Annotated in this window: 18 protein-coding genes and 1 pseudogene; 14 read left to right on the top strand and 5 right to left on the bottom strand. The window is 62.4% G+C overall.

The annotated features are described in order from the left end of the window. Positions 1 to 98: 98 nt before the first annotated feature. The 7 genes and pseudogenes from BFP99_RS34185 to dapA form a co-directional block, all read left to right on the top strand. Positions 99 to 872, top strand: a pseudogene (locus tag BFP99_RS34185) (PAS domain-containing protein); the annotation flags it as partial. A gap of 102 nt (positions 873 to 974) precedes the next feature. Continuing rightward, positions 975 to 1,412, top strand: a complete 438-nt coding sequence (locus BFP99_RS34180; RefSeq protein WP_370671255.1) for a methyl-accepting chemotaxis protein — start codon at positions 975 to 977, stop codon at positions 1,410 to 1,412. Between the two features lie 136 nt (positions 1,413 to 1,548). Next, the gene (locus tag BFP99_RS22940) at positions 1,549 to 2,169 is read left to right on the top strand and encodes a LysE family translocator (RefSeq protein WP_065948287.1); all 621 of its coding nucleotides are present in this window, start codon (positions 1,549 to 1,551) and stop codon (positions 2,167 to 2,169) included. A gap of 10 nt (positions 2,170 to 2,179) precedes the next feature. Next, positions 2,180 to 2,572 (top strand): ester cyclase, encoded by a 393-nt coding sequence (locus BFP99_RS22935; protein WP_065948286.1) that lies wholly within the window; start codon positions 2,180 to 2,182, stop codon positions 2,570 to 2,572. Between the two features lie 33 nt (positions 2,573 to 2,605). Next, the gene (locus BFP99_RS22930) at positions 2,606 to 3,085 is read left to right on the top strand and encodes a VOC family protein (RefSeq protein ID WP_065948285.1); all 480 of its coding nucleotides are present in this window, start codon (positions 2,606 to 2,608) and stop codon (positions 3,083 to 3,085) included. 89 nt (positions 3,086 to 3,174) lie between these two features. Next, positions 3,175 to 4,152 (top strand): alpha/beta hydrolase, encoded by a 978-nt coding sequence (locus BFP99_RS22925; RefSeq protein ID WP_065948284.1) that lies wholly within the window; start codon positions 3,175 to 3,177, stop codon positions 4,150 to 4,152. A 280-nt stretch (positions 4,153 to 4,432) separates the two neighbouring features. Next, entirely contained in the window at positions 4,433 to 5,296 is an 864-nt protein-coding gene (gene dapA / locus BFP99_RS22920) for a 4-hydroxy-tetrahydrodipicolinate synthase (protein ID WP_065948283.1), read from the top strand. 636 nt (positions 5,297 to 5,932) lie between these two features. Here dapA and BFP99_RS22915 read toward each other — a convergent pair. Together BFP99_RS22915 and atzF are read right to left on the bottom strand one after the other, a co-directional pair. Continuing rightward, positions 5,933 to 6,625 carry a GntR family transcriptional regulator gene (locus tag BFP99_RS22915; RefSeq protein WP_065925188.1) on the bottom strand — a complete coding sequence of 231 codons (693 nt, stop codon included), beginning with the start codon at positions 6,623 to 6,625 and terminating at the stop codon, positions 5,933 to 5,935. Between the two features lie 2 nt (positions 6,626 to 6,627). Next, positions 6,628 to 8,424: an allophanate hydrolase gene (gene atzF / locus BFP99_RS22910; RefSeq protein ID WP_065948282.1), complete on the bottom strand. Its 1,797-nt coding sequence runs from the start codon at positions 8,422 to 8,424 to the stop codon at positions 6,628 to 6,630. 246 nt (positions 8,425 to 8,670) lie between these two features. Between atzF and BFP99_RS22905 the strand changes: the two genes are divergently transcribed. Together BFP99_RS22905 and BFP99_RS22900 are read left to right on the top strand one after the other, a co-directional pair. Beyond that, entirely contained in the window at positions 8,671 to 10,047 is a 1,377-nt protein-coding gene (locus BFP99_RS22905; RefSeq protein WP_027608450.1) for a pyridoxal-phosphate dependent enzyme, read from the top strand. Next, positions 10,044 to 11,210 carry a cystathionine gamma-synthase gene (locus BFP99_RS22900; protein ID WP_065925186.1) on the top strand — a complete coding sequence of 389 codons (1,167 nt, stop codon included), beginning with the start codon at positions 10,044 to 10,046 and terminating at the stop codon, positions 11,208 to 11,210. Before BFP99_RS22905 ends, BFP99_RS22900 begins: the two co-directional genes overlap by 4 nt. 63 nt (positions 11,211 to 11,273) lie before the next feature. Here the strand turns inward: BFP99_RS22900 and BFP99_RS22895 are convergent, their stop codons facing one another. Next, positions 11,274 to 13,472 carry an OsmC domain/YcaO domain-containing protein gene (locus BFP99_RS22895; RefSeq protein WP_065948281.1) on the bottom strand — a complete coding sequence of 733 codons (2,199 nt, stop codon included), beginning with the start codon at positions 13,470 to 13,472 and terminating at the stop codon, positions 11,274 to 11,276. 266 nt (positions 13,473 to 13,738) lie between these two features. On the opposite strand from BFP99_RS22895, the gene BFP99_RS22890 reads away from it, so the two are divergent. From BFP99_RS22890 to BFP99_RS22870, 5 genes are all read left to right on the top strand, one after another. After that, the gene (locus BFP99_RS22890) at positions 13,739 to 14,893 is read left to right on the top strand and encodes a GGDEF domain-containing protein (protein ID WP_065948317.1); all 1,155 of its coding nucleotides are present in this window, start codon (positions 13,739 to 13,741) and stop codon (positions 14,891 to 14,893) included. Positions 14,894 to 15,083: 190 nt separating this feature from the next. Continuing rightward, on the top strand, positions 15,084 to 16,565 hold the full coding sequence (locus BFP99_RS22885; protein WP_370737675.1) for a methyl-accepting chemotaxis protein: 1,482 nt from the start codon (positions 15,084 to 15,086) through the stop codon (positions 16,563 to 16,565). Between the two features lie 464 nt (positions 16,566 to 17,029). Then, the gene (locus tag BFP99_RS22880; protein ID WP_065948279.1) at positions 17,030 to 17,650 is read left to right on the top strand and encodes a LysE family translocator; all 621 of its coding nucleotides are present in this window, start codon (positions 17,030 to 17,032) and stop codon (positions 17,648 to 17,650) included. A gap of 132 nt (positions 17,651 to 17,782) precedes the next feature. Beyond that, positions 17,783 to 18,718 carry an EamA family transporter gene (locus BFP99_RS22875; protein ID WP_065948278.1) on the top strand — a complete coding sequence of 312 codons (936 nt, stop codon included), beginning with the start codon at positions 17,783 to 17,785 and terminating at the stop codon, positions 18,716 to 18,718. Between the two features lie 148 nt (positions 18,719 to 18,866). After that, entirely contained in the window at positions 18,867 to 20,204 is a 1,338-nt protein-coding gene (locus BFP99_RS22870; protein ID WP_065948277.1) for an MFS transporter, read from the top strand. Between the two features lie 124 nt (positions 20,205 to 20,328). Here the strand turns inward: BFP99_RS22870 and BFP99_RS22865 are convergent, their stop codons facing one another. Beyond that, entirely contained in the window at positions 20,329 to 20,826 is a 498-nt protein-coding gene (locus tag BFP99_RS22865) for a DUF2269 family protein (RefSeq protein ID WP_065928077.1), read from the bottom strand. A 3-nt stretch (positions 20,827 to 20,829) separates the two neighbouring features. Continuing rightward, positions 20,830 to 21,957 (bottom strand): saccharopine dehydrogenase family protein, encoded by a 1,128-nt coding sequence (locus BFP99_RS22860; protein WP_065928076.1) that lies wholly within the window; start codon positions 21,955 to 21,957, stop codon positions 20,830 to 20,832. Positions 21,958 to 22,064 lie beyond the last annotated feature (107 nt).

Raw genomic sequence — 22,064 nt, 5'->3', positions numbered from 1 at the left:
GGGATCCGGCTGGCTGATGAAGCTTTACCCGTCGAACGGCCTAAATTTGCAGAATGACGTGCCGATAGGCTGGATATAACCCAAGGAGGCGGTTTCCCATGTTCAATACAAAAGCCAAGAACCAGCTTCACGCCCAGGCAGCCGAGCTGTTGGAACTGCGCCAACTGCGCGATGGCCTGAACCGTGAAATGCTGACGTTGAGCATCGACTCGACATTCAAGATCACCGCATGCAACGACAACTTTGCCAAGTCGTTGGGCTGCACCCCGGAGCAACTTCGAGGCCGTGCCATGGCCGAGATCGTGCCGCAGTACGTCTCCAAGCTGCCCTGCTTTCATAATTTCCGAGCGGCGGTCGCCGCAGGCAAGTCCATTACCGACGATTACCGCTACCTGCATGCCGACGGCTCATTGATATGGCTGCATGCACATTGGCAGCCGATCACGGATGCGAGCGGCCAGCTGAGTCATGTCACCTGCTATGCAACGAACATTACCGCCCGGGTAGAAAAAGCCTCGGAAAACACCTCTTTCATCCAGGCATTGCTGCGCTCGACGGCGGTGATCGAGTTCGACCTCTCCGGGCATGTCATCACCGCCAATGAACAGTTCCTGCACGCCATGGGCTACAGCCTGGAACAAGCCAAAGGCAGCCACCACCGGATTTTCTGCAAGCCGGAGGAAACCTCGTCGCAGCACTACAAGGATTTCTGGGCAACCCTGAACAGGGGCGAGTTTGTAGCCGGCCGATTTGAACGCGTTGACAGCCGCGGCCAGACCGTGTGGCTGGAAGCAACCTACAACCCGGTGTACGACACTGAAGGCGCACTGTGCAAGGTGGTCAAGTTCGCCACGGTGGTCTCCGACCAGGTTGCCCGGGAACAGGAAGTCAGTGGCGCGGCGCAAACCGCATTTGAAATTTCCCGGCAGACCGATGTCAGTGCCGAGCGCGGAGCCGTCGTGGTCAACGACACGATGCATACCATGCATAAAATCGCCGCTGATATGCAGGCGGCTGCCGGCGGAGTCGAAGCCCTCGGAAAACAGTCACTGCTGATCAGTTCGATCATTCAGACCATCAGCAGCATTGCCCAGCAAACCAATCTGCTGGCATTGAATGCCGCGATTGAAGCCGCCCGTGCAGGCGAGCAAGGTCGCGGCTTTGCGGTGGTGGCTGATGAAGTGCGACAACTGGCCGGGCGCACCAGCACGGCGACGGAAGAAATCGCCTCGGTGGTGCTGCAGAACCAGAAACTGGTGGATGAGACCGTCGCCGAAATGGCCAACAGCAAATCCCAGGCAGAGCAAGGTCTTGAACTCGCCACGCAGGCAGGCCAGGTCATTGTGGAAATTCAGGATGGCGCCAAGCGGGTGGTCGACGCGGTGGGCAGGTTTGCGAATCAGGTGGCTTAGCCGGAGCAGTCACAGGGCCGCCTGTGCATGAGGCGGCGAACTGCACGCCGGACATGGGAAACAAGCCGCACATTGTCCAACCACCTCCACTCCCCTTATCCTCGACGCTCCCCGTCCGTCCAAAACCGGAGCCGCCATGGACCTCGCCACCCTCGCCCTGTTCCTCCCCGCCTGCTTCGCCCTGAACATGGCGCCCGGCCCCAATAACTTGTTGTCCGTGAGCAACTCCACCCGCTACGGCTACCGCACCTCGTGCCTGGCCGGTATCGGCCGTCTGCTGGCGTTCGCCGGGATGATCGCCCTCGCCTCCGCAGGCTTGGCGGTGGTGCTGCAGACGTCGGAGTTGTTGTTCTACGCGATCAAGATTGTGGGCGCGGCGTATCTGTTTTATCTGGCATTTCAGCTGTGGCGGGCTGATCCGCAGGCTGAGGCGCAATCGGCAGGCGCGAAGGTGGGTTTGTGGGCACTGGCGCGACAGGAGTTCCTGGTGGCGGCGGGCAACCCCAAGGCGATCCTGATCTTCACCGCGTTCCTCCCGCAATTCGTGGTCCCCGGCCAACCCATCACCCCGCAATTCGCCGTACTGGGCGCGCTGTTCCTGGTGTTGGAATGGATCGCCATCAGCCTCTACGCCTATATGGGCCTGCACATGCGCCGCTGGTTTGCCGAGCCGCGTGGCAAGCGGATATTCAACCGCTGCTGTGCGGGGTTGTTGTCAGCGGCGGCGACGGTGTTGTTGACCGCACGTAGGGCTTGAGGAAAAAAACATGACCCGCAACCAACTTGCCGACCTTTACCTCGGCTACATCGACTGCCTGAACCGGCAGGATTGGAACCGCCTGGGCGACTTCGTCCACCCTGAGGTGGCCTATAACGCCAAGGTGGTCGGCCTGGAGGGCTACCGCGCCATGCTGGAGCGCGACTTCCGCGAGATCCCCGACCTGGTGTTCCACATCCAGTTGCTGATCGCCGACCCGCCCACCGTCGCCTGCCGGCTGAACTTCAATGTCACGCCCCGGGGCGAGTTTTTCGGGCTGGCGATCAATGGTCGCCAGGTGGCGTTCTCGGAGAACGTTTTCTACACGTTCGTCGACGGCAAAATCGCCCAGGTCTGGTCGGTGATCGACAAGGCGGCGATCGAACGGCAGTTGGCCGTCTAAACTCCATGGACCCATTGTCCGTGGAGACCGATCATGAAACGCAAGAACACCCTCTGCCTCTGGTACAACGACACCGCCGAGGAGGCTGCGCGCTTCTACGCCAGCACCTTCCCCGACAGTACGCTCGACGCCGTGCACCTGGCCCCCGGTGACTACCCGTCCGGCAAACAGGGCGATGTGCTCACGGTGGAATTCACCGTGATGGGCATCCCGTGCATTGGCCTCAATGGCGGCCCGATATTCCCCCACAGCGAAGCGTTTTCCTTCCAGGTCGCCACCGATGACCAGGCCGAAACCGATCGCTACTGGAACGCCATTATCGACAACGGCGGCCAGGCCAGCGCCTGCGGTTGGTGCAAGGATAAATGGGGATTGTCGTGGCAGATCACGCCTCGGGTGTTGACGGACGCGGTGGCACACGCTGATCCGGCCATTGCCAAGCGTGCATTCGACGCGATGATGACCATGACCAAGATCGACATTGCGGCGATAGAAGCCGCGATAAAGGGCTGACCGACTACGCCTACGTTTACGAAGCGAGCACAGACAAGAATGACGTTTTCCACTTCGATGCACACAGCGACACCCAAGAGTACCCAACCATGAGCGACGGCGTGCGTATCAGCCCACGGACCATCCCCGTGCCCTCTTCGATCAGCCCCGAAGCCCAGGCGATGCTCAAGCGCATGGTGGGTGAAGATGGCGTACCGTTGAACGCTCTGCACGTCATGCCGGCGCCTGACGACCACGACGGCTGGCGCCGCATGCAGGCCACCGTTGCCGAGCACTTCGCCGTAGCCACCGCCGGCCAGGCGGCCTCACTGCGCGCGAGCCTGCATACCCTCCGTGTAGAAAACGCGACCGTGCATGTGGCGACGCCGTCGGATCACACCGGCGACGCCTACATTGACCTGCATGGCGGTGCCCTGGTATTCGGCGGTGGCGAAAACTGTCGCGTCGCGGCCGGGAGGCAGGCCGACCTGCACAACATGGTCTGCTACGGCGTGGACTACCGCATGCCACCCGATCATCCCTACCCGGCGGCACTGGATGACTGCATGGCCACCTACCGCCATGTGCTCAAGCATCACGCCCCAGACCGTATCGTGATCGGTGGCCGCTCGGCGGGCGGCAACCTCGCAGCGGCCCTGGTATTGCGTGCCCGCGACGAAGGGTTGCCCTTGCCGGCGGCGCTGGTGTTGTTGTCGCCGGAAGTGGACCTGACCGAATCGGGCGACAGTTTTCACGTCAACCGCACGGTAGACGTGGTGCTGCCCAACCCGCTAATGGGCACCAACCTGCTGTATGCCGCCGGCGCGGACCTGGCCCACCCGTACCTGTCGCCGCTGTTCGGCGATTTCAGTCGGGGCTTCCCGCCCACTTTCCTGCAAAGCGGCACGCGGGATCTGTTCCTGTCCAACACCGTGCGCCTGCACCGGGCCTTGCGCCAGGCGCGGGTGCCGGCGCAATTGCACGTGTTCGAAGCGATGCCCCATGGCGGTTTCATGGGCGCGCCGGAAGATGCAGAGCTTGCACAGGAAATCCGCGCATTTGTGCGTGAACACCTGCAACGCGCTTGACACATTTACTGACATCCCCTGAAGATGGAAGCCTCATTCAGGGTGTGTCAGTTATGTCCGCAACCTCACTCGTTAACCGTACCGTCATTGGCTTGATTGCCAAGGCGCAAGGTTGCGTTGCGCACGCCCTCAAATCGAAGAAACAGTCGCTCATGTGACCGGGGCGCGCTGTCCCGTCAGATGAGCTGACAGGACATTGAGCGCGGACTCCCTCCCCCTTGCACAATTGCCCATGCCCTTCTGACGGTGACTCAAGCGGTCAATCATCAGGAGAAAGTGCATGTCATCGTTTCAAGGTATCTGGGTTCCCGTGGTCACGCCGTTCCAGGATGGCGCCATCGACTTTGTCGGCCTGCACCGCCTGGTCAGCCACCTGCTGGGCAAGCACGTGGCCGGGATCATGGTGTGCACCACCACGGGCGAAGCTGCATCGCTCAGCCGCCAGGAACAACTGACCGTGCTGGATGCGGTATTGCAACAGGTGCCCGCCCACCGCGTGGTGATGGGCCTGGCGGGCAACAACCAGATTGAGCTGCTGCAATTCCAGGCCGAGATCCTCAAGCGCCCGCTGGCGGGTTTGCTGGTGCCGGCGCCGAGTTACATCCGCCCTTCCCAGGCCGGCCTTGAAGCGTTCTTTCGCACGGTGGCCGATGCGTCCAGCGTGCCGATCATTCTCTACGACATTCCCTACCGTACCGGCGTGACCTTCGAGCAGGCGACCTTGCTGAACATCGTCGCGCACCCGCAGATCGTGGCGATCAAGGACTGCGGCGGCAACCTGGGCAATACCCTGGCGGTGTTGGCCAGCGGTGAGGCCGATGTGTTGTGTGGCGAGGACCTGCAGATCTTCAATGCGCTGTGCCTGGGTGCCAGCGGTGCGATTGCCGCGTCGGCCCATGTGCGCACCGAACAGTTTGTGGCGCTGTGGCAACAGGTACGGGACAACCAGTTGGCTGAGGCGCGGGCGACGTTCCTTGGCTTGGTGCCGTTGATCAACACACTGTTCATGGAGCCCAACCCGGCGCCGGTGAAAGCCGCACTGGCGCTGGAGGGCTTGATCGACAGTGAGTTGCGGGCGCCGATGCAGCGGGCAACCGAGGCGGTCATCGCAAAGCTGCAAAGGCTTTCACGCCAGGCCCAGTAACCTGTGGTGAGCGGGCTTGCCCCGCGTTGGGCTGCGAAGCAGACCCAAAACCAGGCGCTGTGGTTTACCTGACAGAACACAGGCATCCTGATTGGGGCTGCTTCGCAGCCCAGCGCGGGGCAAGCCCGCTCACCACAGCAAGCCCGCTCACCAAAATAAGCTTGCGCAGGCTCACCCGATAACCCATTCGAGATTGCACCTCCACACCCCACGTGATCTGAGGACTACTCGTAACCTGTGGTGAGCGGGCTTGCCCCGCGTTGGGCTGCGAAGCAGACCCAAAACCAGGCGCTGCGGTTTACCTGACAGAACACAGGGAGCCTGATTGGGGCTGCTGCGCAGCCCAGCGCGGGGCAAGCCCGCTCACCACAACAAGCCCGCTCACCACAATAAGCGTGCGCAGGCTCACCCAATAACGCATTCGAGAGTGCACCTCCACACCCCACGTGATCTGAGGACTACTCGTAACCTGTGGTGAGCGGGCTTGCCCCGCGTTGGGCTGCGAAGCAGACCCAAAACCAGGCGCTGCGGTTTACCTGACAGAACACAGAGATCCTGATTGGGGCTGCTTCGCAGCCCGGCGCGGGGCAAGCCCGCTCACCACAGCAAGCCCGCTCACCACAGAAGCTCAGGGCATCAGGAAATCTGCCCCCCCACCTGCCGGGCCGTATGCAACCGGTGCAACGTGATCTCGCGCACCGCCTGCTTGCTCAGTTCGATATGCCGCTGCAGCAGGTGCTGCGCCTGGTCAGCCTGGCGTTGCACGATGGCCGAGAGCAGTTGCCCATGCTCTTCGTACGTCGCCGCAATGCGGGGCGCCTGGGTAAAGTCGAGCCGCCGGATGATGCGGATCTGCTCGGTGATGGCGTAGTGCATGCGCGCCATTTCACGGTTGCCGGTGGCTTCCACCAACGCGCAATGAAAACGCTCATCCAGCGCCGATACGGCCTGGGCGTCCTCCAGGCGCTCGCCCTCCTGCACCTGCCAGGTGGCCTGCAACGCTTGCAGCATCGGGTTCGGTTCGTCCATCGCACATAACCGGCCGACAGCCGCCAGTTCCAATACGATGCGCACGTCGTAGAGCTCTTCGAAGTAGGCGAAATCGAACGGTTTCACCTGCCAGCCGCTGCGAAAATACACCTCGAGATACCCTTCCCGTTCCAAGCGATACAGCGCCTGACGCACCGGCGTGCGGCTGGCGTGCATGCGTTCGGCCACCTCGCCTTCGCTGAAACGATCGCCCGGCAGCAGTCGGAAGTCGAAAATATCCGCCTTGAGCTGCGCGTAGATCTGCTCGGCCAGGCTGTCGGGGCGTGTCTTGGCCCCCATGCTTAACCGCGACTCGCAATAAAGGCGCGCCAGCCACCGAACTCGGTGATGTCGAGGGCGTCGGCCAGGGCCCAGGGCTCGCAGATGAAGCCTTTGACGCTGCGCCCATCGGCCAGCAGCAGGTTGCCGATCCCCAGCGGCGCGGGGATCTCGGCGACGAACTCGCCAAAGCGTGCGAGGGGCATGTCCCATAGCTCGACGATGATCGCCCGACCGCTGTCCGCCTTGGCCAGCCCGGGCTTGGGCGGCACCGTGCCCGGCAGCGCGTACAGGCGGTAGGTGTCGGCCGTCAGGGTTTGCTCCACCAGCACCGCGTTGCGCGTCGTCAGCTGGACGTTCAGCGGCATGCCGGTGAGGTGCGCGCCCACCACCGCCACGCGCACGCAGCCGGGGGCTTGGGCGGGTGCGGACGGTGCCGGCAGATAGCGCTGGGTGGCACCTAAAGGCAGCTCCAGGCTGGATTGCCAGCGCTTGCCCAGGTGCGCCAGCGCCGTGTCATGCCAGGCCGGTGCGAGCAAGGTAATGCCGCTGGGCAAGCCATCGGCGCGGATACCGGCCGGCAGCGCCAGGGCCGAGAGGTCGGCCAGGTTGGTGAAGTTGGTGTAGTAGCCGAACTGCGAGTTGTAGCGCACCGGCTCCTCCGCCATCTCGGCCATGGTGCGCAGGGTTGGCGAAGTCGGCACCAGCAAGGCATCGAAACCGGCCAGGCTGTCATTGATGCGGCGGCTCAGTTCAGCCCGCAGGTATTCGGCTTTGTAGGCGTCGCAGGCGCTGTACTGGCGGCCATTTTCGACAATGCCGCGCACCACCGGGTTGATTGCCTCGGGCTGGTTTTCGAGCATGCTTTCCAGGGCCACGGTGCGTTCGGCAACCCAAGGGCCGAAGTACAGCTGGTCCGCCAGTTCCTTGAACGCAGTGAAATCCACCGGGGTGATCACCGCGCCCAGCGCCTTGAAGTGTTCGACCGCGTGTTCGAACACGGCCTGGTTCTGGGTATCGCCGAAAAACTCCAGGGCCGCCGGGATGGCCAGCTTGATCGAAGCGCCCACCGCCACTGGCGCCGTGTTGGGGTTGGCGCGGGAATAGGCGTCGCTGGCGTCGTATCCCGCCGCAACGTGCGCCACGGTCTCGGCATCTTCCACGGTCAACGCAAACACCGAGACGCAATCCACCGTGCGGCAAGCCGGCACCAGGCCGGTATTGGACAAACGCCCCTTGGTCGGCTTCAAGCCGACGATATTGTTGAACCCCGCCGGTACACGCCCGGAGCCTGCCGTGTCGGTGCCCAGGGAAAACGCCACCAGCCCACGGGCGACCACCGACGCAGAACCGGAGCTGGAGCCGCCGCTGACGTAATCGCCATTGAAACTGTTGCCCACCGCGCCATACGGCGAGCGGGTGCCCACCAGGCCGGTGGCGAACTGATCGAGGTTGGTCTTGCCCATCAGGATTGCGCCGGCGGCGCGCAGCTTCTGCACGACCGAGGCATCCCGGGTCGCGCGGTAGGCAAATTCGGGGCAGGCGGCAGTGGTGTACCAGCCGGCCGCATCGATGTTGTCCTTGATCGCAAACGGCACGCCATACAACGGCAGCCGGGTCATATCGCCGCCCTGGGCTGCCAATCGTTCGCTCAACTGCGCCAGTTGCTCGGCCAATGACGACGGCTGGGCGCGGGCGATCCAGGCGCTGTCCTCGGCGGGGTATTGCGCGGCCAGGGTGAGCAAAATGTCCGGCGTGATCGTGCCGTTGCGGTAAGCGGCCTGCCATTCACCGAGGGTCCAGCCAACAACGTTGTGCATGGGAAACTCCATCTTGTATCCAAGTTTGGATTTATCTAAAGCAAAGCCCACGCCAGGTCACTCTGCCAATGAATACAAGGGTATCGCCGCAAAACATGCGCGTAGATGGCGCACCCGGGCATCGCCCATGCGCCAAAAAAAGTCATTCAATCGACCCCTCGGTTGCGACCGACCCAATACCGACCTACTGTTCCAGACCATGCTCTGCGATTTGCTGTCCCCCACCCTAAGCCCCCAGGTGACGACATGCCCACACTACCCCGCCCTGCCGTACTCGAGCTGATCGGCAACACGCCGCTGGTTCGGGTCAGCCGTTTCGATACCGGCCCCTGCACGCTGTTCCTCAAGCTTGAATCCCAGAACCCCGGCGGTTCCATAAAGGACCGCATCGGCCTGGCCATGATCGACGCCGCCGAACGCGACGGCCGCCTGCGCCCCGGCGGCACAATCATTGAAGCCACCGCCGGCAACACCGGCCTGGGCCTGGCGCTGGTGGGCCGGGCGAAAGGTTATCGGGTGGTGCTGGTGGTGCCCGACAAGATGTCCACGGAAAAAGTGCTGCACCTCAAGGCCATGGGCGCCGAGGTGCATATCACCCGCTCCGATGTGGGCAAGGGCCATCCCGAGTATTACCAGGACATGGCCGCGCGGCTGGCCAAGGAGATTGACGGCTGTTTCTTCGCCGACCAATTCAACAACCCGGCCAACCCCCTGGCCCACGAGACCAGCACCGCGCCGGAGATCTGGGCCCAGACCCAACACGATGTAGACGCGATTGTGGTGGGCGTCGGCTCGGCCGGCACCCTCACCGGCCTGACGCGCTTCTTCAAACGGGTGCAGCCCGAGCTGGAAATGGTCCTCGCCGACCCGGTGGGTTCGGTGATGGCCGAATACAGCCGCAGCGGCAAGCTGGAAACACCCGGCTCGTGGGCGGTGGAAGGCATCGGCGAGGACTTCATCCCGTCGATTGCCGACCTGTCCAGCGTACGCCACGCCTACTCCATCAGCGATGAAGACAGCTTCGACCACGCCCGCCAGCTGCTCAAGGCCGAGGGCATTCTCGGCGGTTCATCCACCGGCACCCTGTTCGCGGCCGCGCTGCGGTATTGCCGCGAACAAACGGTGCCCAAGCGCGTGGTCACCTTTGTCTGCGACACCGGCACCCGCTATTTGTCGAAGGTCTACAACGACCAATGGATGACCGATGCAGGCTTGCTGCACTACAAGCACTACGGCGACCTGCGCGACTTGATCGCGCGGCGCTTCGAAGATGGTCGCGTGATCAGCGTGAGCCCCGACGACACCCTGCTCACCGCCTTCCAGCGCATGCGCCTGGCGGACGTGTCGCAACTGCCGGTGCTGGTGGACGGCCGCGAACTGGTGGGGGTGATCGATGAGTCCGACATCCTGCTGGGCCTGCACCATGACGCGGCGGACTTCTCCATGATGGTCGCCAGCGCCATGAGCGACAAAGTCCACACCCTGGCCCCCGGCGCCAGCCTGGCCGAATTGCAGGCTGAACTGGACCGCGGCCTGGTCGCCATCATTGCCGACGCGGCGGGCTTTCACGGCCTGATCACCCGCGTCGACCTGCTCAACCACCTGCGGAGATCCCTTGCATGAGCCAGCCCGATAAAAGCGCGTTTGCCACCCGTGTGATCCACGCCGGGCAGTCACCTGACCCGACCACGGGCGCGCTGATGCCGCCGATCTACGCCAACTCCACCTACCTGCAAGACAGCCCCGGCGTACACAAGGGCTTCGACTACGGCCGCTCCCACAACCCCACGCGGTTTGCCCTGGAGCGCTGCGTGGCCGACCTCGAAGGCGGCAGCCAGGCGTTTGCCTTCGCGTCCGGGCTGGCAGCAATCTCCACGGTGCTGGAGTTGCTGGATGCCGGCGCCCATATCGTGTCCGGCAACGACCTCTACGGCGGCACCTTCCGCCTGTTCGACAAGGTGCGCCAGCGCAGTGCCGGGCACCGTTTCAGCTTTGTCGACCTGAGTGATGTGGCGGCGTTCGAAGCGTCCTTGCAGGACGACACGCGCATGGTTTGGGTCGAAACCCCGAGCAACCCGCTGCTGAGCCTCACCGACCTCGGCGCCATCGCCCGTATCTGCCGCAGCCGCGGCATTCTCTGCGTGGCCGACAACACCTTCGCCAGCCCGTGGATCCAGCGTCCGCTGGAGTTGGGTTTCGACATCGTGGTGCACTCCAGCACCAAGTACCTCAATGGTCACTCCGATGTGATCGGCGGCATCGCCATCGTCGGCGACAACCCCGAGTTGGCCGAGCGCGTGGGATTTTTGCAAAACTCGGTTGGTGCCATCGCCGGCCCGTTCGATGCTTTCCTCACCCTGCGCGGCGTGAAAACCCTGGCCCTGCGCATGGAGCGCCATTGCAGCAACGCCCTCGACCTGGCCACCTGGCTGGAACAGCAACCGCAAGTATCCCGGGTCTATTACCCAGGCCTGGCGTCCCACCCGCAGCACGAACTGGCACACAGGCAGATGCGCGGGTTTGGCGGGATGATTTCAGTCGACTTGAACAGCGACCTGGCCGGCGCCACGCGCTTCCTGGAAACCGTCAAGCTCTTCGCCCTGGCCGAGAGCCTGGGGGGCGTGGAAAGCCTGATCGAACACCCGGCGATCATGACCCACGCCAGCATCCCGGCGGCGACCCGCGCGCAGTTGGGGATTGGCGACGGGCTGGTACGGTTGTCGGTGGGGGTTGAGGACGTGGAGGATCTACGGGCGGACCTGGCGCAAGCCTTGGCCCGTATATAAATCCCCCAGGCAACAGGGATCAACTGTGGGAGGGGGCTTGCCCCCTCCCACATTGGGTACGCGTCACCCCTGGACGATGTTGGCACGCGCCGAATGCAGCTTCTTGTAGCTCTCGATCAAGCGCAAATGCCGGTCCAGCCCTTCCAGCTTCATGCTGGTCGGTGTCAGCCCATGGAAACGCACACTGCCGTTGACCGAGCCGATCACCGCATCCATCCGCTCATTGCCGAACATGCGGCGGAAGTTGGCTTCGTAGTCCGCCAGTTCCAGGTCGTCGTCCAGCTCCATCTCCAGCACCGCATTCATCGCCTGGTAGAACAGGCCACGCTCAGCGGTGTTGTCGTTGTACTGCAGGAACATCTCCACGCACTCCTTGGCCTCCTCGTACTGCTGCAAGGCGAGGAAGATCAGCAGCTTCAATTCGAGGATGGTCAGTTGGCCCCAGGCCGTGTTGTCGTCGAACTCGATGCCGATCAGGGTGGTGATGTCGGTGTAGTCGTCCAGCTCGCTTTCGATCAGGCGCTCGACCAACCCCTGCAATTCCGCTTCGTCCAGGCGGTGCAGATTGAGGATGTCCTCGCGGAAAAACAGCGCCTTGTTGGTGTTGTCCCAGATCAGGTCGTCCACCGGGTAGATTTCCGAGTAGTCCGGCACCAGGATGCGGCAGGCGGTTGCGCCGAGGTGTTCGTACACCGCCATATAGGCTTCCTTGCCCATGCCTTCGAGGATGCCGAACAAGGTCGCGGCCTCTTGGGCGTTGGAGTCTTCACCTTCGCCTGAGAAGTCCCACTCGACAAATTCGTAGTCCGATTGGGCGCTGAAGAAGCGCCACGACACCACACCGCTGGAGTCGATAAAGTGCTCGACGAAGTTGTTCGGCTCGGTCACCGCCTGGCCTTCGAAGGTCGGCTGCGGCAGGTCGTTCAAGCCTTCGAAGCTGCGGCCTTGCAGCAGTTCGGTGAGGCTGCGTTCCAGCGCCACTTCCAGGCTCGGGTGGGCACCGAACGAGGCGAACACGCCGCCGGTGCGCGGGTTCATCAAGGTCACGCACATCACCGGGAATTCGCCGCCCAGGGACGCGTCCTTGACCAGCACCGGGAAGCCCTGGGCTTCCAGGCCTGCAATACCCGCCAGGATGCTCGGGTACTTCGCGAGCACGTCAGCCGGCACGTCCGGCAGGGCAAATTCGCCCTCGATGATTTCGCGCTTCACTGCCCGCTCGAAAATCTCCGACAGGCACTGCACCTGGGCCTCGGCCAGGGTGTTGCCCGCGCTCATGCCGTTGCTGAGGTAGAGGTTCTCGATCAGGTTGGACGGGAAATACACCACCTCGCCATCCGACTGGCGCACGAACGGCAGCGAAACGATGCCGCGCGCTTCATTGCCGGAGTTGGTGTCGAACAGGTGCGAACCGCGCAGCTCGCCGTCGCGGTTGTAGACCTTCAGGCAGTAGGCGTCGAGGATTTCCCCGGGCAGCTCGTCATTCGGGCCCGGCTGGAACCAGCGTTCGTCCGGGTAATGCACGAACGGCGCATTGGCCAGTTCCTCACCCCAGAATTGGTCGTTGTAGAAGAAGTTGCAGTTGAGCCGCTCGATGAACTCGCCCAACGCCGACGCCAGGGCGCCCTCCTTGGTCGCGCCCTTGCCGTTGGTAAAGCACATCGGTGAATGGGCGTCGCGGATATGCAGCGACCACACGTTCGGCACGATATTGCGCCACGAGGCGATCTCGATCTTCATGCCCAGGCCGGCAAGGATCCCGGACATGTTGGCGATGGTCTGCTCCAGCGGCAGGTCCTTGCCAGCAATATAAGTGCCCGCCTCGCTGCCCGCGCTCGGCATCAACAGGGCCTGGGCATCAGCGTCGAGGTTGTCCACTTCTTCGATCACGAACTGCGGCCCGGCCTGCACCACTTTCTTCACGGTGCAACGGTCGATGGAGCGCAGGATGCCCTGGCGGTCCTTATCGGAAATATCGGCCGGCAACTCCACCTGGATCTTGAAGATCTGGTTATAGCGGTTTTCCGGATCGACAATATTGTTCTGCGACAGGCGAATATTGTCCGTGGGGATGTTGCGCGTGCTGCAGTACAACTTGACGAAGTACGCCGCACACAACGCCGACGAAGCCAGGAAGTAATCGAACGGCCCCGGTGCCGAGCCATCGCCTTTATAGCGAATAGGCTGGTCGGCAATCACCGTGAAGTCATCGAACTTGGCTTCAAGCCGGAGGTTGTCGAGAAAGTTGACCTTGATTTCCATGGGGGCACACCAGAATAACGGGCTAAACAAAAATGGCCGCCATTATGAGGTTTTTCATCGGGAAGTTTCAGGCTTTTCAATCATGCGGGGTGATGGATAGCGGTTCTACCGGCGCGATTCCCCGACGGATGTGCTGAATAACAAGTGAATATTTCATGAATCAATGCCCCGCAAATTTTATCTCATAGCATTTGAAAAGCCGCTGGAACGGTGCCAGCATGGCCATGTGCCACTATTTGATTTCAGGGCTTCAGGTGAGGGTCAATATGGAATATCAACTCCCTGCGACAAAGGCGATGAGATGGCTGACGAATGCAGACGCACCGTATGACACGCGCATACGCAGCGAACTTATAGCCGGGCCTTTTTCTTCCAAGGGGGTGCTCTGGGTCGGTTGGTTTAACAGCCTGGTGATATGCACAGTCGCGGTTACACTGCACCCGAGCCAATTCTTCATTGCCTGGCTCATCATTGATTCGATGATCTGGCTCTCACGGTTAGCACTGCTGTATTGGATCAATAAATACGGCGGCCAAAAATATCCTTATGTCATTGACCTATCGTTATTAGTGGGCCTGGTCTGGGCGGCGGAGCTGGGCCTGGGTACCGCTGGTTGCCTGATCAGCGGCGATGCGATTCTTCAAGTTCTCGGGTGCACCTCAATGGTGAGCGTGAATGCCGCGATCGCCATGCGTAATCAAGGTGTACCGCGCTATGCATTTACTCAAATATTGCTGACGGATGTGCCCATGAAGCTCGCCACCTTGTTTCAGCCGGAACCGCTGCTGAGGATATTCCTGCTCCAGGCCCCGCTGTACTTGACGGGCATGTGGCTACTGCTCAACACGTTGAACGATAACCTGGTGCGCGCGTTACTGGCCGAGGCCAAAAACGAAATCCGCGCGACCCATGACCCCCTCACCGGCCTGTACAACCGTATGGGGATACTCGAACTGATTGAAAACACCCTGGCCCGCAGCCGGCATGCCGATAAACACTTTGCGGTGCTCTATATAGATCTGGATGGTTTCAAGAGCATCAACGATAACCACGGACATGCCGAAGGTGACAAGGCGTTAGCCGAATTTGGTGCAACACTTAAATCGATTGTCAGGCTAAATCAGGATTGCGCCGGCCGCTTGGGTGGAGACGAATTTATTCTGCTGATGAATAATTCCGGCATGACCTCTGCCACCCTGGCAGCGCAACGAATTATAGAAACATTGCGACAGGCCTCTGAGCGTTGCGCTCTTCCCTATGCCTTGCAAGCCAGCATCGGCATTGCCCTCTTTGAAGGCGCCGACAGTACGTCACATACCTGCGCACAAACAGTGATTGCCCATGCGGATGGTGCGTTATATGAAGCCAAGCGCGCAGGCAAAAACTGTTTTCGTATCGCACCAGGACAATTCGCCACTTAGGCCCTCCTGAACGCCATTCGTCACGTCCCGGTTTATATCAAACAATCGCCATCAACTTATTCCGTGTGATGCCGATGAACTTATGGCAATTCAGGGAGCAGTCGGAATGCGCAACAACCAGCCCGTAACACAGCGCGAGATTTCACTCGCGCCTTCGCAAAAACTCATCTCCGCCACCGATGTTCAAGGGATGATCACTTACTGCAACGACGCCTTCGTCGATATCAGCGGTTTTGAACGCGCCGACCTGATCGGCGCGCCCCAGAACATCGTGCGGCACCCCGACGTGCCACCCGCCGTTTTCGCCCACATGTGGAGCGCGCTCAAGCAAGGCCTACCGTGGATGGGCATCGTCAAGAACCGCTCGAAAAACGGCGACCACTATTGGGTCAATGCCTACGTCACGCCGATCTTCGACGGCAGCCGGGTCGTTGGCTTCGAGTCGGTGCGGGTCAAGCCTACGGCCGATGAAATCCGCCGCGCCCAGGCCCTCTACCGGCGTCTGAGCCAAGGCAAGCCGGGCGTGCCGCGCCAGGATGCCTGGCTGCCGGCGGCAGTGAGTTGCGTGCCGTACATGGCCACCGGTGTGGCTGGCAGCGTCGCCGGGCTGTTCCTCAGTGCACCGGTGGCCGTCGCAGTGGCCGTGGCGGTCGCGCTGCCGGTGGGCCTGCTGTGCTCGTGCTGGCGCCAGGGCAGTACCCTGCGTCTATTGGAGGGGGTCGAACCCTCGACGTCGGATGCCTTGATCGCGCAGATGTACAGTGACGCACGCGGCCCACAGTCGCGTTTGGAAACCGCGTTTCTCAGCCAGACCGCGCGCCTGAAAACCTGCCTCACCCGCCTGCAGGACAGCGCCGAACAACTGAGTACCCTGGCGGGGCAATCCGATCAGTTGGCTGCCGCCAGCGCCAAAGGCCTGAACCGCCAGCGCGTGGAAACCGAACAGGTCTCGGCGGCCGTCAACCAGATGGCCGCGACCACCCAGGAAGTCGCCAGCCATGTACAACGCACCGCCGACGCCACCCAACAGGCCAACGTGCTGACCGGGCGCGGCCGCGAAGTGGCGCGCGATACCCGTGAAGCCATCGAGCGTCTGTCCACCATGGTCGGCGAGACCGGGGTGACCGTGGCGCAACTGGCCAGGGACAGCGACGAAATCGGCAGCGTGGTGGATGTGATCAAGGGCATCGCCGACCAAACCAACCTGCTCGCCCTCAACGCCGCAATCGAAGCAGCGCGAGCCGGCGAACAAGGCCGAGGCTTTGCAGTGGTAGCCGACGAAGTGCGCCAACTGGCCCAGCGCACGTCACAATCGACCACCCAGATCCATGGGCTGATCACCAAGCTCCAGGCATCCTCCAGCAACGCGGTGCAAAGCATGGAAAACGGCCAGCGCCAGGCCCAGGAAGGCGTGGCCTGGGTGCTGGAAGCGGACCAGGCCCTGGTGGGGATCAGCGAAGCGGTGTCGCATATCTCCGACATGACCACCCAGATCGCCGCCGCCACCGAAGAACAAAGTGCCGTCGCCGAGGAGATCAGCCGCAACATCACCACCATCGCCGAACTGGCCGACCAGACCTCGATACAAGCCCATCAATCCACGGACCTGAGCAAGGAACTGACCAATACCGCGGCCACCCAATACGCGCTGGTTGAGCGCTTCAACCGCTAGAGGCAGACAAGCTTCTCTAGTAAGCCCGCTTACTGTGGTGAGCGGGCTTGCCCCGCGCTGGGCTGCGAAGCAGCCCCAATCAGGCTGCCTGTGTTCTGTCAGGTAAACCGCAGCGCCTGGTTTTGGGTCTGCTGCGCAGCCCAGCGCGGGACAAGCCCGCTCACCACAGGTTAGGAGTAGTCCTCAGATCACGTGGGGCGTGGAGGTGCAATCTCGAATGGGTTATCGGGTGAGCCTGCGCAAGCTTATTGTGGTGAGCGGGCTTGCCCCGCGCTGGGCTGCGAAGCGGCCCCAATAAAGATCACTGTGCTTCATCAGACAAACCGCAGTGCCTGGTTTTGGGGCTGCTTCGCAGCCCAGCGCGGGGCAAGCCCGCTCACCACGACAAGCCCGCTCGCAACAAGATAACCACTCATGCCAAGCTTGGGTTAACGTCCACTCATCCCTCTGCATGAAGCCCGCTCATGTCCATCGCCGAGAACCTCATCGCCTTCACCTTCGCCGCCACCCTGCTGACCCTCACGCCCGGGCTCGACACCGCCTTGGTCCTGCGCACCTCCACGGTGGAAGGCAAGCGCCAGGCGCTGCAGGCCACGCTGGGCATCAACGCGGGTTGCCTGGTGTGGGGCGCCGCGGTTGCCTTTGGCCTGGGCGCGTTGATCGCGGTGTCGGAGATGGCGTTCAACCTGCTCAAGTACTGCGGCGCGGCTTACCTGGCCTGGCTGGGGCTGAACATGCTGGTGTGTCCGCGCCGCTCATTGGCACCCGCTTCAGCCGATGGCAAGCCCGGCGGCAACTGGTTTATCAAGGGCATGCTGGGCAATGTGCTGAACCCCAAGGTGGGGATTTTCTACGTGTCGTTCCTGCCGCAATTTATCCCCCAAGGGCATTCGCTGATTGCCTGGACCTTCGGCCTGGTGAGCATCCATGTGTTGCTCGGGCTGCTGTGGTCGCTGGTATTGATCGGCGCCACGCAGTCGCTGTCCGGGTTCCTGCGCCGCGAAAAGGTCATCCAGTGGATGGATCGCACCACCGGCGTGATCTTCGTGCTGTTTGCCGCAAAGCTGGCGTTCAGCAAGCGCTGAGTTTTCCCCATGCCAAATCCCTCCTTGCCCCCTCGGCGCAAACACGCTACAAATCCCCCTTCACGAAGTTGTACGACAACCTAAAAATAAATCGCCATCCCCGACGATGGCGCCAACCGCCCGAGCCCCAGCATGACTCCGCCTGCCCCGACGCAAACTGCCCCCGCCCTGTTCTCCCGCCCCATTGCCGTGTTGATTCTGCTCTGCATGGGCTGTGCCTTCGCCGGCAATCACATCGCCGCTCGGGTCGCCTTCGATGATGGCGCCGGTGTGCTGTTGGCCATTCTGCTGCGCTCGGGTGGCACCTTGCTGGTGCTGGCGGTGCTGGTACTGTGGCAACGCCAAAGCCTGCGCCTGCCCGCAGGTGCATGGCGCTGGCAAGTGCTGCTGGGCCTGCTTATCACTACCCAGAGCCTGTGCCTCTACTCCGCAGTGGCCCGCGTGCCGGTGGCGCTGGCGCTGCTGGTGGGCAACGTGTTCCCGATTCTGCTTGCCCTGCTCACCTGGGCATTCGGCGGCCCACGTCCGACGGCGCGCACCGCCTTGCTGATGGGCTTGATCCTGGTGGGCCTGGTGTTTGTGCTGGACGTACCCGGCCGCCTCTCAGGCAGTGCCGATATCGGCCCGCAATGGCTGCTCGGCGTCGGCCTGGCCTTCTGCGCCGCGTTCGTGTTCGCCTGCGCGCTGTGGATCACCGACCACAAGTTGTCCCTGGTACGCGGCTCCGTGCGCAGCCTGCTGACCATCTTCATCGTATTCAGCAGTGTCAACCTCGCCGGCCTCAGCGGCGCCCTTCCCGGCGGCCTGAACCCGCCGGCCACGGGTACCGGCTGGCTGGCACTCGCAACGTTGATGGTGCTGTACGGCACCGGTTTTATCGTGCTGTTCATGTCGGTCCCGCGCCTGGACATGCCGCGCAATGCGCCGGTCATGAACATTGAGCCGCTGGCGACGTTGCTGATGGGCTGGATCGTGCTCGATCAAATGCTCAGCGCCGGCCAGATAGTCGGCGGCGTCATCGTGGTGACCGGGATTGTGCTGCTGACCTATCGCAAGTCTGCCCGGTAACGATAAATCCCCGCCTGACCTGGCCCAATTCCTGCCTCCCCAATCCCACCCGGTCGCTACTGACTACGCGGACGACTCTTTTGAGCCCGGCCGCCCAACACCCTCCCCGGATAATCCAGCATCCCCGACCCCTTCCGAGGCCTTCCCCATGACGAGCCCCTCCACCGAACAGGTAAGCCCCCAAACCCTGCGCAAGGTCATCATCGCCGCCGGCATCGGTAACTTCGTCGAATGGTTTGACTTCGCCGTGTACGGCTTCCTCGCCACCACCATCGCCCAACAGTTCTTCCCCAGCGGCGATGCCAGCGCGGCCTTGCTCAAAACCTTCGCGGTGTTCGCCGTCGCCTTCGCCTTCCGGCCCCTGGGCGGGATTTTCTTCGGCATGCTCGGCGACCGTATCGGGCGCAAGCGCACCCTGGCCATGACCATCCTGCTGATGGCCGGCGCCACCACCTTGATCGGCCTGCTGCCCACCTACGCCGCCATCGGCGTCACGGCGCCGATCCTGTTGTCGCTGATCCGCTGTGCCCAGGGTTTCTCCGCCGGCGGCGAATACGCCGGTGCCTGTGCCTACCTGATGGAGCACGCGCCCCGGGACAAACGCGCCTGGTACGGCAGCTTCGTGCCGGTGTCGACGTTCTCCGCCTTCGCCGCCGCCGCCGTGGTGGCGTACGCCCTTGAAGCGTCGTTGTCCGCCGAGGCCATGGGCAATTGGGGTTGGCGCCTGCCGTTCCTGATCGCCGCGCCGCTGGGCCTGGTGGGCCTTTACCTGCGCTGGAAGCTGGATGAGACGCCCGCCTTCCAGGCCGTGAAGCAGGAGCACGCGGTGGCCCACTCGCCACTCAAGGAAACCTTGCGCAACCATGGTGCGGCGATCTGCTGCCTGGGCGCTTTTGTGTCACTGACGGCGCTGTCGTTTTATATGTTCACCACCTACTTCGCGACGTACCTGCAAGTGGCCGGTGGGCTGAGTCGGGCGATGGCGTTGCTGGTGTCGCTGATCGCGTTGATCTTCGCCGCGGCGATTTGCCCGCTGGCGGGGCTGTATTCGGATCGCGTGGGGCGTCGGGTCACGGTGATGACGGCGTGCGTGTTGTTGATGGTGGTGGTGTATCCGTCGTTCCTGATGGCCAGTTCCGGTTCGTTCACGGCGTCAATTGTCGGGGTGATGTTGCTGGCGGTCGGCGCAGTACTGTGTGGTGTGGTGACGGCGGCGTTGCTGTCGGAGACCTTTCCGACCCGCACGCGTTATACCGCTTCGGCGATTACCTACAACATGGCGTATACGATCTTCGGCGGCACCGCGCCACTGATGGCCACGTGGTTGATCAGCACCACCGGCAGCAACCTGTCACCGGCGTTCTACCTGATTGCCGTGGCATTGCTGGCGTTGGCGGGCGGGTTGGCGTTGCCGGAGACGTCGAGGATTTCCCTGCACGACGTGGGCGCAGAGGACAAAAGCGCGGCGCCGCTGCTCTCGCGTTAAGCACCCACACCGTCCAAACCGTAGCAGCGGCCGACGCATGAGCAGCGCTTTTTGAAGGGGCCGCTATGAACACAGCGGTATGCATCGTTGCACCGGTTTGGGATGCCAAGCCTTGAGCGGGCACTCAGCCCCCCGCCAACAGCCCGACCAACTGCCACGGCGTCATCTTCGTCACCATGATCATCACGATCACAAACATCCCCAGGAAGCCGAAGACGCCCAGCCAGAACCATTTCCGGTACACACCACGGAATCCATCATCCAGCACCGTGTCGGTCTCGACCGCCCGCGAGGCCATCTGCTGCAAGCGCTTCTGCAGTACCAGCACCGGCAGCCACAGCGAGCCCACGCAGAGGAAGATGATCAACGCGGTCAGTACCCATTCCGTGGTCACAGACAGCCCGGCAAGCTGGATCAGCAGCAAGCCCGTGATGATCTGAATAACGCCCGCCGGCGTGGTAATCCAGGTATCAAACCGTACGACCATGCGCGCCACATGGGCGATCACTTGCGGGTTGGCCGTGCGACTGGCGGCGATCAGGTAGAGGTACGAGCCCATGCCGAAGCCGAACAGGAAAATCGCCGCGATGATGTGCAGGTACTTCAGGCACAGGTAGAGCATCCGTCAGGCCTGCCCGTCAGAGAAGCGCACCGTCAGGCTCAGCTTCGTCGGTTCGTTGATGGCGGCCATGTATTCGTCGACGCTGATTTCGCCTACGCACGGGCGGGCACCGGGCTCGGGCACGTAACCGTGGGCCATTTTGGTGGCAAGGGCAACGGCTGCACAGCTGGGGATTTCCGGGCCCTTGTCGTCCAGGGCCGTGAGTTGCACCGCCAGGGACAGCGGCTGACCGTGCATGCCCAGGCCTTGCACGTCGATGTACATCGCGCTTTTGCCATCACCCAATCGTTCGAACCAGGTGCCCAGGCGATGCAGTCTGGCGGCCCATGCAAGGTGGTCGCGCACAATGCCCATGCGTAGCGCTTGCGCCAGCAGATAATTGGCGACACCGCCCAGTTTGAGCCCCGCACCGGCCTTGAAGCGCAAGGTATGGGCGCCATAACGACCAGCGAATATATCCATGTCGGGCACGTCCACATTGGCCAGCACCCGCGTGCCGAGCTGGGGCATCCTGCGCAGGGTCAGGTCCTGCCAGCCCAGCACTTCGTGCACCTGGCCCTGCTTGAGTTGCTTGATCGGTTTGCCCGCGTAGGCAAGCACACCTTCGATGGTCGACAGCCCCGGCATCTTCGCCGAAGAGGAAATGCCATGCTCGATGGTGTCGATGCGCGTAAAGCGATCGCGGTACTGATCGATGATGGCGGACGACAACGTCGGTACAGAGCTGCAACCGCTGAGGACGGCCACGCTCGCCTGCCGGGCTTTCGCATCCAGCACGCCGACGCCATTGACGAAGGTCCGGCAATCCGACAGGTCGCAGTAGTTCACGCCCGCGTCGATGCAGTGCTGGGCGACGGCATAGGATTGCCCCTGGAACGGGCCGCCGGTGTGGATCACCAACTGGATGTCCATCGACTGCAAGACGCCAGCGAACCCGGCCGCCATGGCATCGCCGCACCAGCTTTCGCACACGCGGCCGGAGGATGTTTTCAACGCATCGACTTTGCCCTGCAACTTGTGTGGGTGGCGGCCCGAGACCACCAGTTCAATGCCCGGCGCGCCCGCCAGGTGCTGGCAAATGATGCTGCCAAAGTTGCCGTAGCCGCCGATCACCATCACCCTGAGTGCCATTGCATGCTTCCCTGATCAATCAATTGTGCGCGGGGCCTGAGACAGGCCAGCAGCTGAAACGGCTAAAGATACCCGATTTGCTTAATCGCCTGAGCCAGGATCGACAC

The sequence above is a fragment of the Pseudomonas sp. 1 R 17 genome (assembly GCF_900067035.1).
Classification (GTDB): Bacteria; Pseudomonadota; Gammaproteobacteria; order Pseudomonadales; family Pseudomonadaceae; genus Aquipseudomonas; species Aquipseudomonas marginalis.
The sequence above is the reverse complement of the archived record's forward strand: the minus strand, read 5'-3'. Positions and strand labels throughout refer to the sequence as shown.

What these genes read in the sequence shown, in the direction of transcription:
- BFP99_RS34180 (WP_370671255.1), top strand. Translation starts at nt 975, where the DNA reads ATGCATACCATGCATAAAATCGCCGCTGATATGCAGGCGGCTGCCGGC.
- BFP99_RS22940 (WP_065948287.1), top strand. Translation starts at nt 1,549, where the DNA reads ATGGACCTCGCCACCCTCGCCCTGTTCCTCCCCGCCTGCTTCGCCCTG.
- BFP99_RS22935 (WP_065948286.1), top strand. Translation starts at nt 2,180, where the DNA reads ATGACCCGCAACCAACTTGCCGACCTTTACCTCGGCTACATCGACTGC.
- BFP99_RS22930 (WP_065948285.1), top strand. Translation starts at nt 2,606, where the DNA reads ATGAAACGCAAGAACACCCTCTGCCTCTGGTACAACGACACCGCCGAG.
- BFP99_RS22925 (WP_065948284.1), top strand. Translation starts at nt 3,175, where the DNA reads ATGAGCGACGGCGTGCGTATCAGCCCACGGACCATCCCCGTGCCCTCT.
- dapA (WP_065948283.1), top strand. Translation starts at nt 4,433, where the DNA reads ATGTCATCGTTTCAAGGTATCTGGGTTCCCGTGGTCACGCCGTTCCAG.
- BFP99_RS22915 (WP_065925188.1), bottom strand. Translation starts at nt 6,625, where the DNA reads ATGGGGGCCAAGACACGCCCCGACAGCCTGGCCGAGCAGATCTACGCG.
- atzF (WP_065948282.1), bottom strand. Translation starts at nt 8,424, where the DNA reads ATGCACAACGTTGTTGGCTGGACCCTCGGTGAATGGCAGGCCGCTTAC.
- BFP99_RS22905 (WP_027608450.1), top strand. Translation starts at nt 8,671, where the DNA reads ATGCCCACACTACCCCGCCCTGCCGTACTCGAGCTGATCGGCAACACG.
- BFP99_RS22900 (WP_065925186.1), top strand. Translation starts at nt 10,044, where the DNA reads ATGAGCCAGCCCGATAAAAGCGCGTTTGCCACCCGTGTGATCCACGCC.
- BFP99_RS22895 (WP_065948281.1), bottom strand. Translation starts at nt 13,472, where the DNA reads ATGGAAATCAAGGTCAACTTTCTCGACAACCTCCGGCTTGAAGCCAAG.
- BFP99_RS22890 (WP_065948317.1), top strand. Translation starts at nt 13,739, where the DNA reads ATGGAATATCAACTCCCTGCGACAAAGGCGATGAGATGGCTGACGAAT.
- BFP99_RS22885 (WP_370737675.1), top strand. Translation starts at nt 15,084, where the DNA reads ATGATCACTTACTGCAACGACGCCTTCGTCGATATCAGCGGTTTTGAA.
- BFP99_RS22880 (WP_065948279.1), top strand. Translation starts at nt 17,030, where the DNA reads ATGTCCATCGCCGAGAACCTCATCGCCTTCACCTTCGCCGCCACCCTG.
- BFP99_RS22875 (WP_065948278.1), top strand. Translation starts at nt 17,783, where the DNA reads ATGACTCCGCCTGCCCCGACGCAAACTGCCCCCGCCCTGTTCTCCCGC.
- BFP99_RS22870 (WP_065948277.1), top strand. Translation starts at nt 18,867, where the DNA reads ATGACGAGCCCCTCCACCGAACAGGTAAGCCCCCAAACCCTGCGCAAG.
- BFP99_RS22865 (WP_065928077.1), bottom strand. Translation starts at nt 20,826, where the DNA reads ATGCTCTACCTGTGCCTGAAGTACCTGCACATCATCGCGGCGATTTTC.
- BFP99_RS22860 (WP_065928076.1), bottom strand. Translation starts at nt 21,957, where the DNA reads ATGGCACTCAGGGTGATGGTGATCGGCGGCTACGGCAACTTTGGCAGC.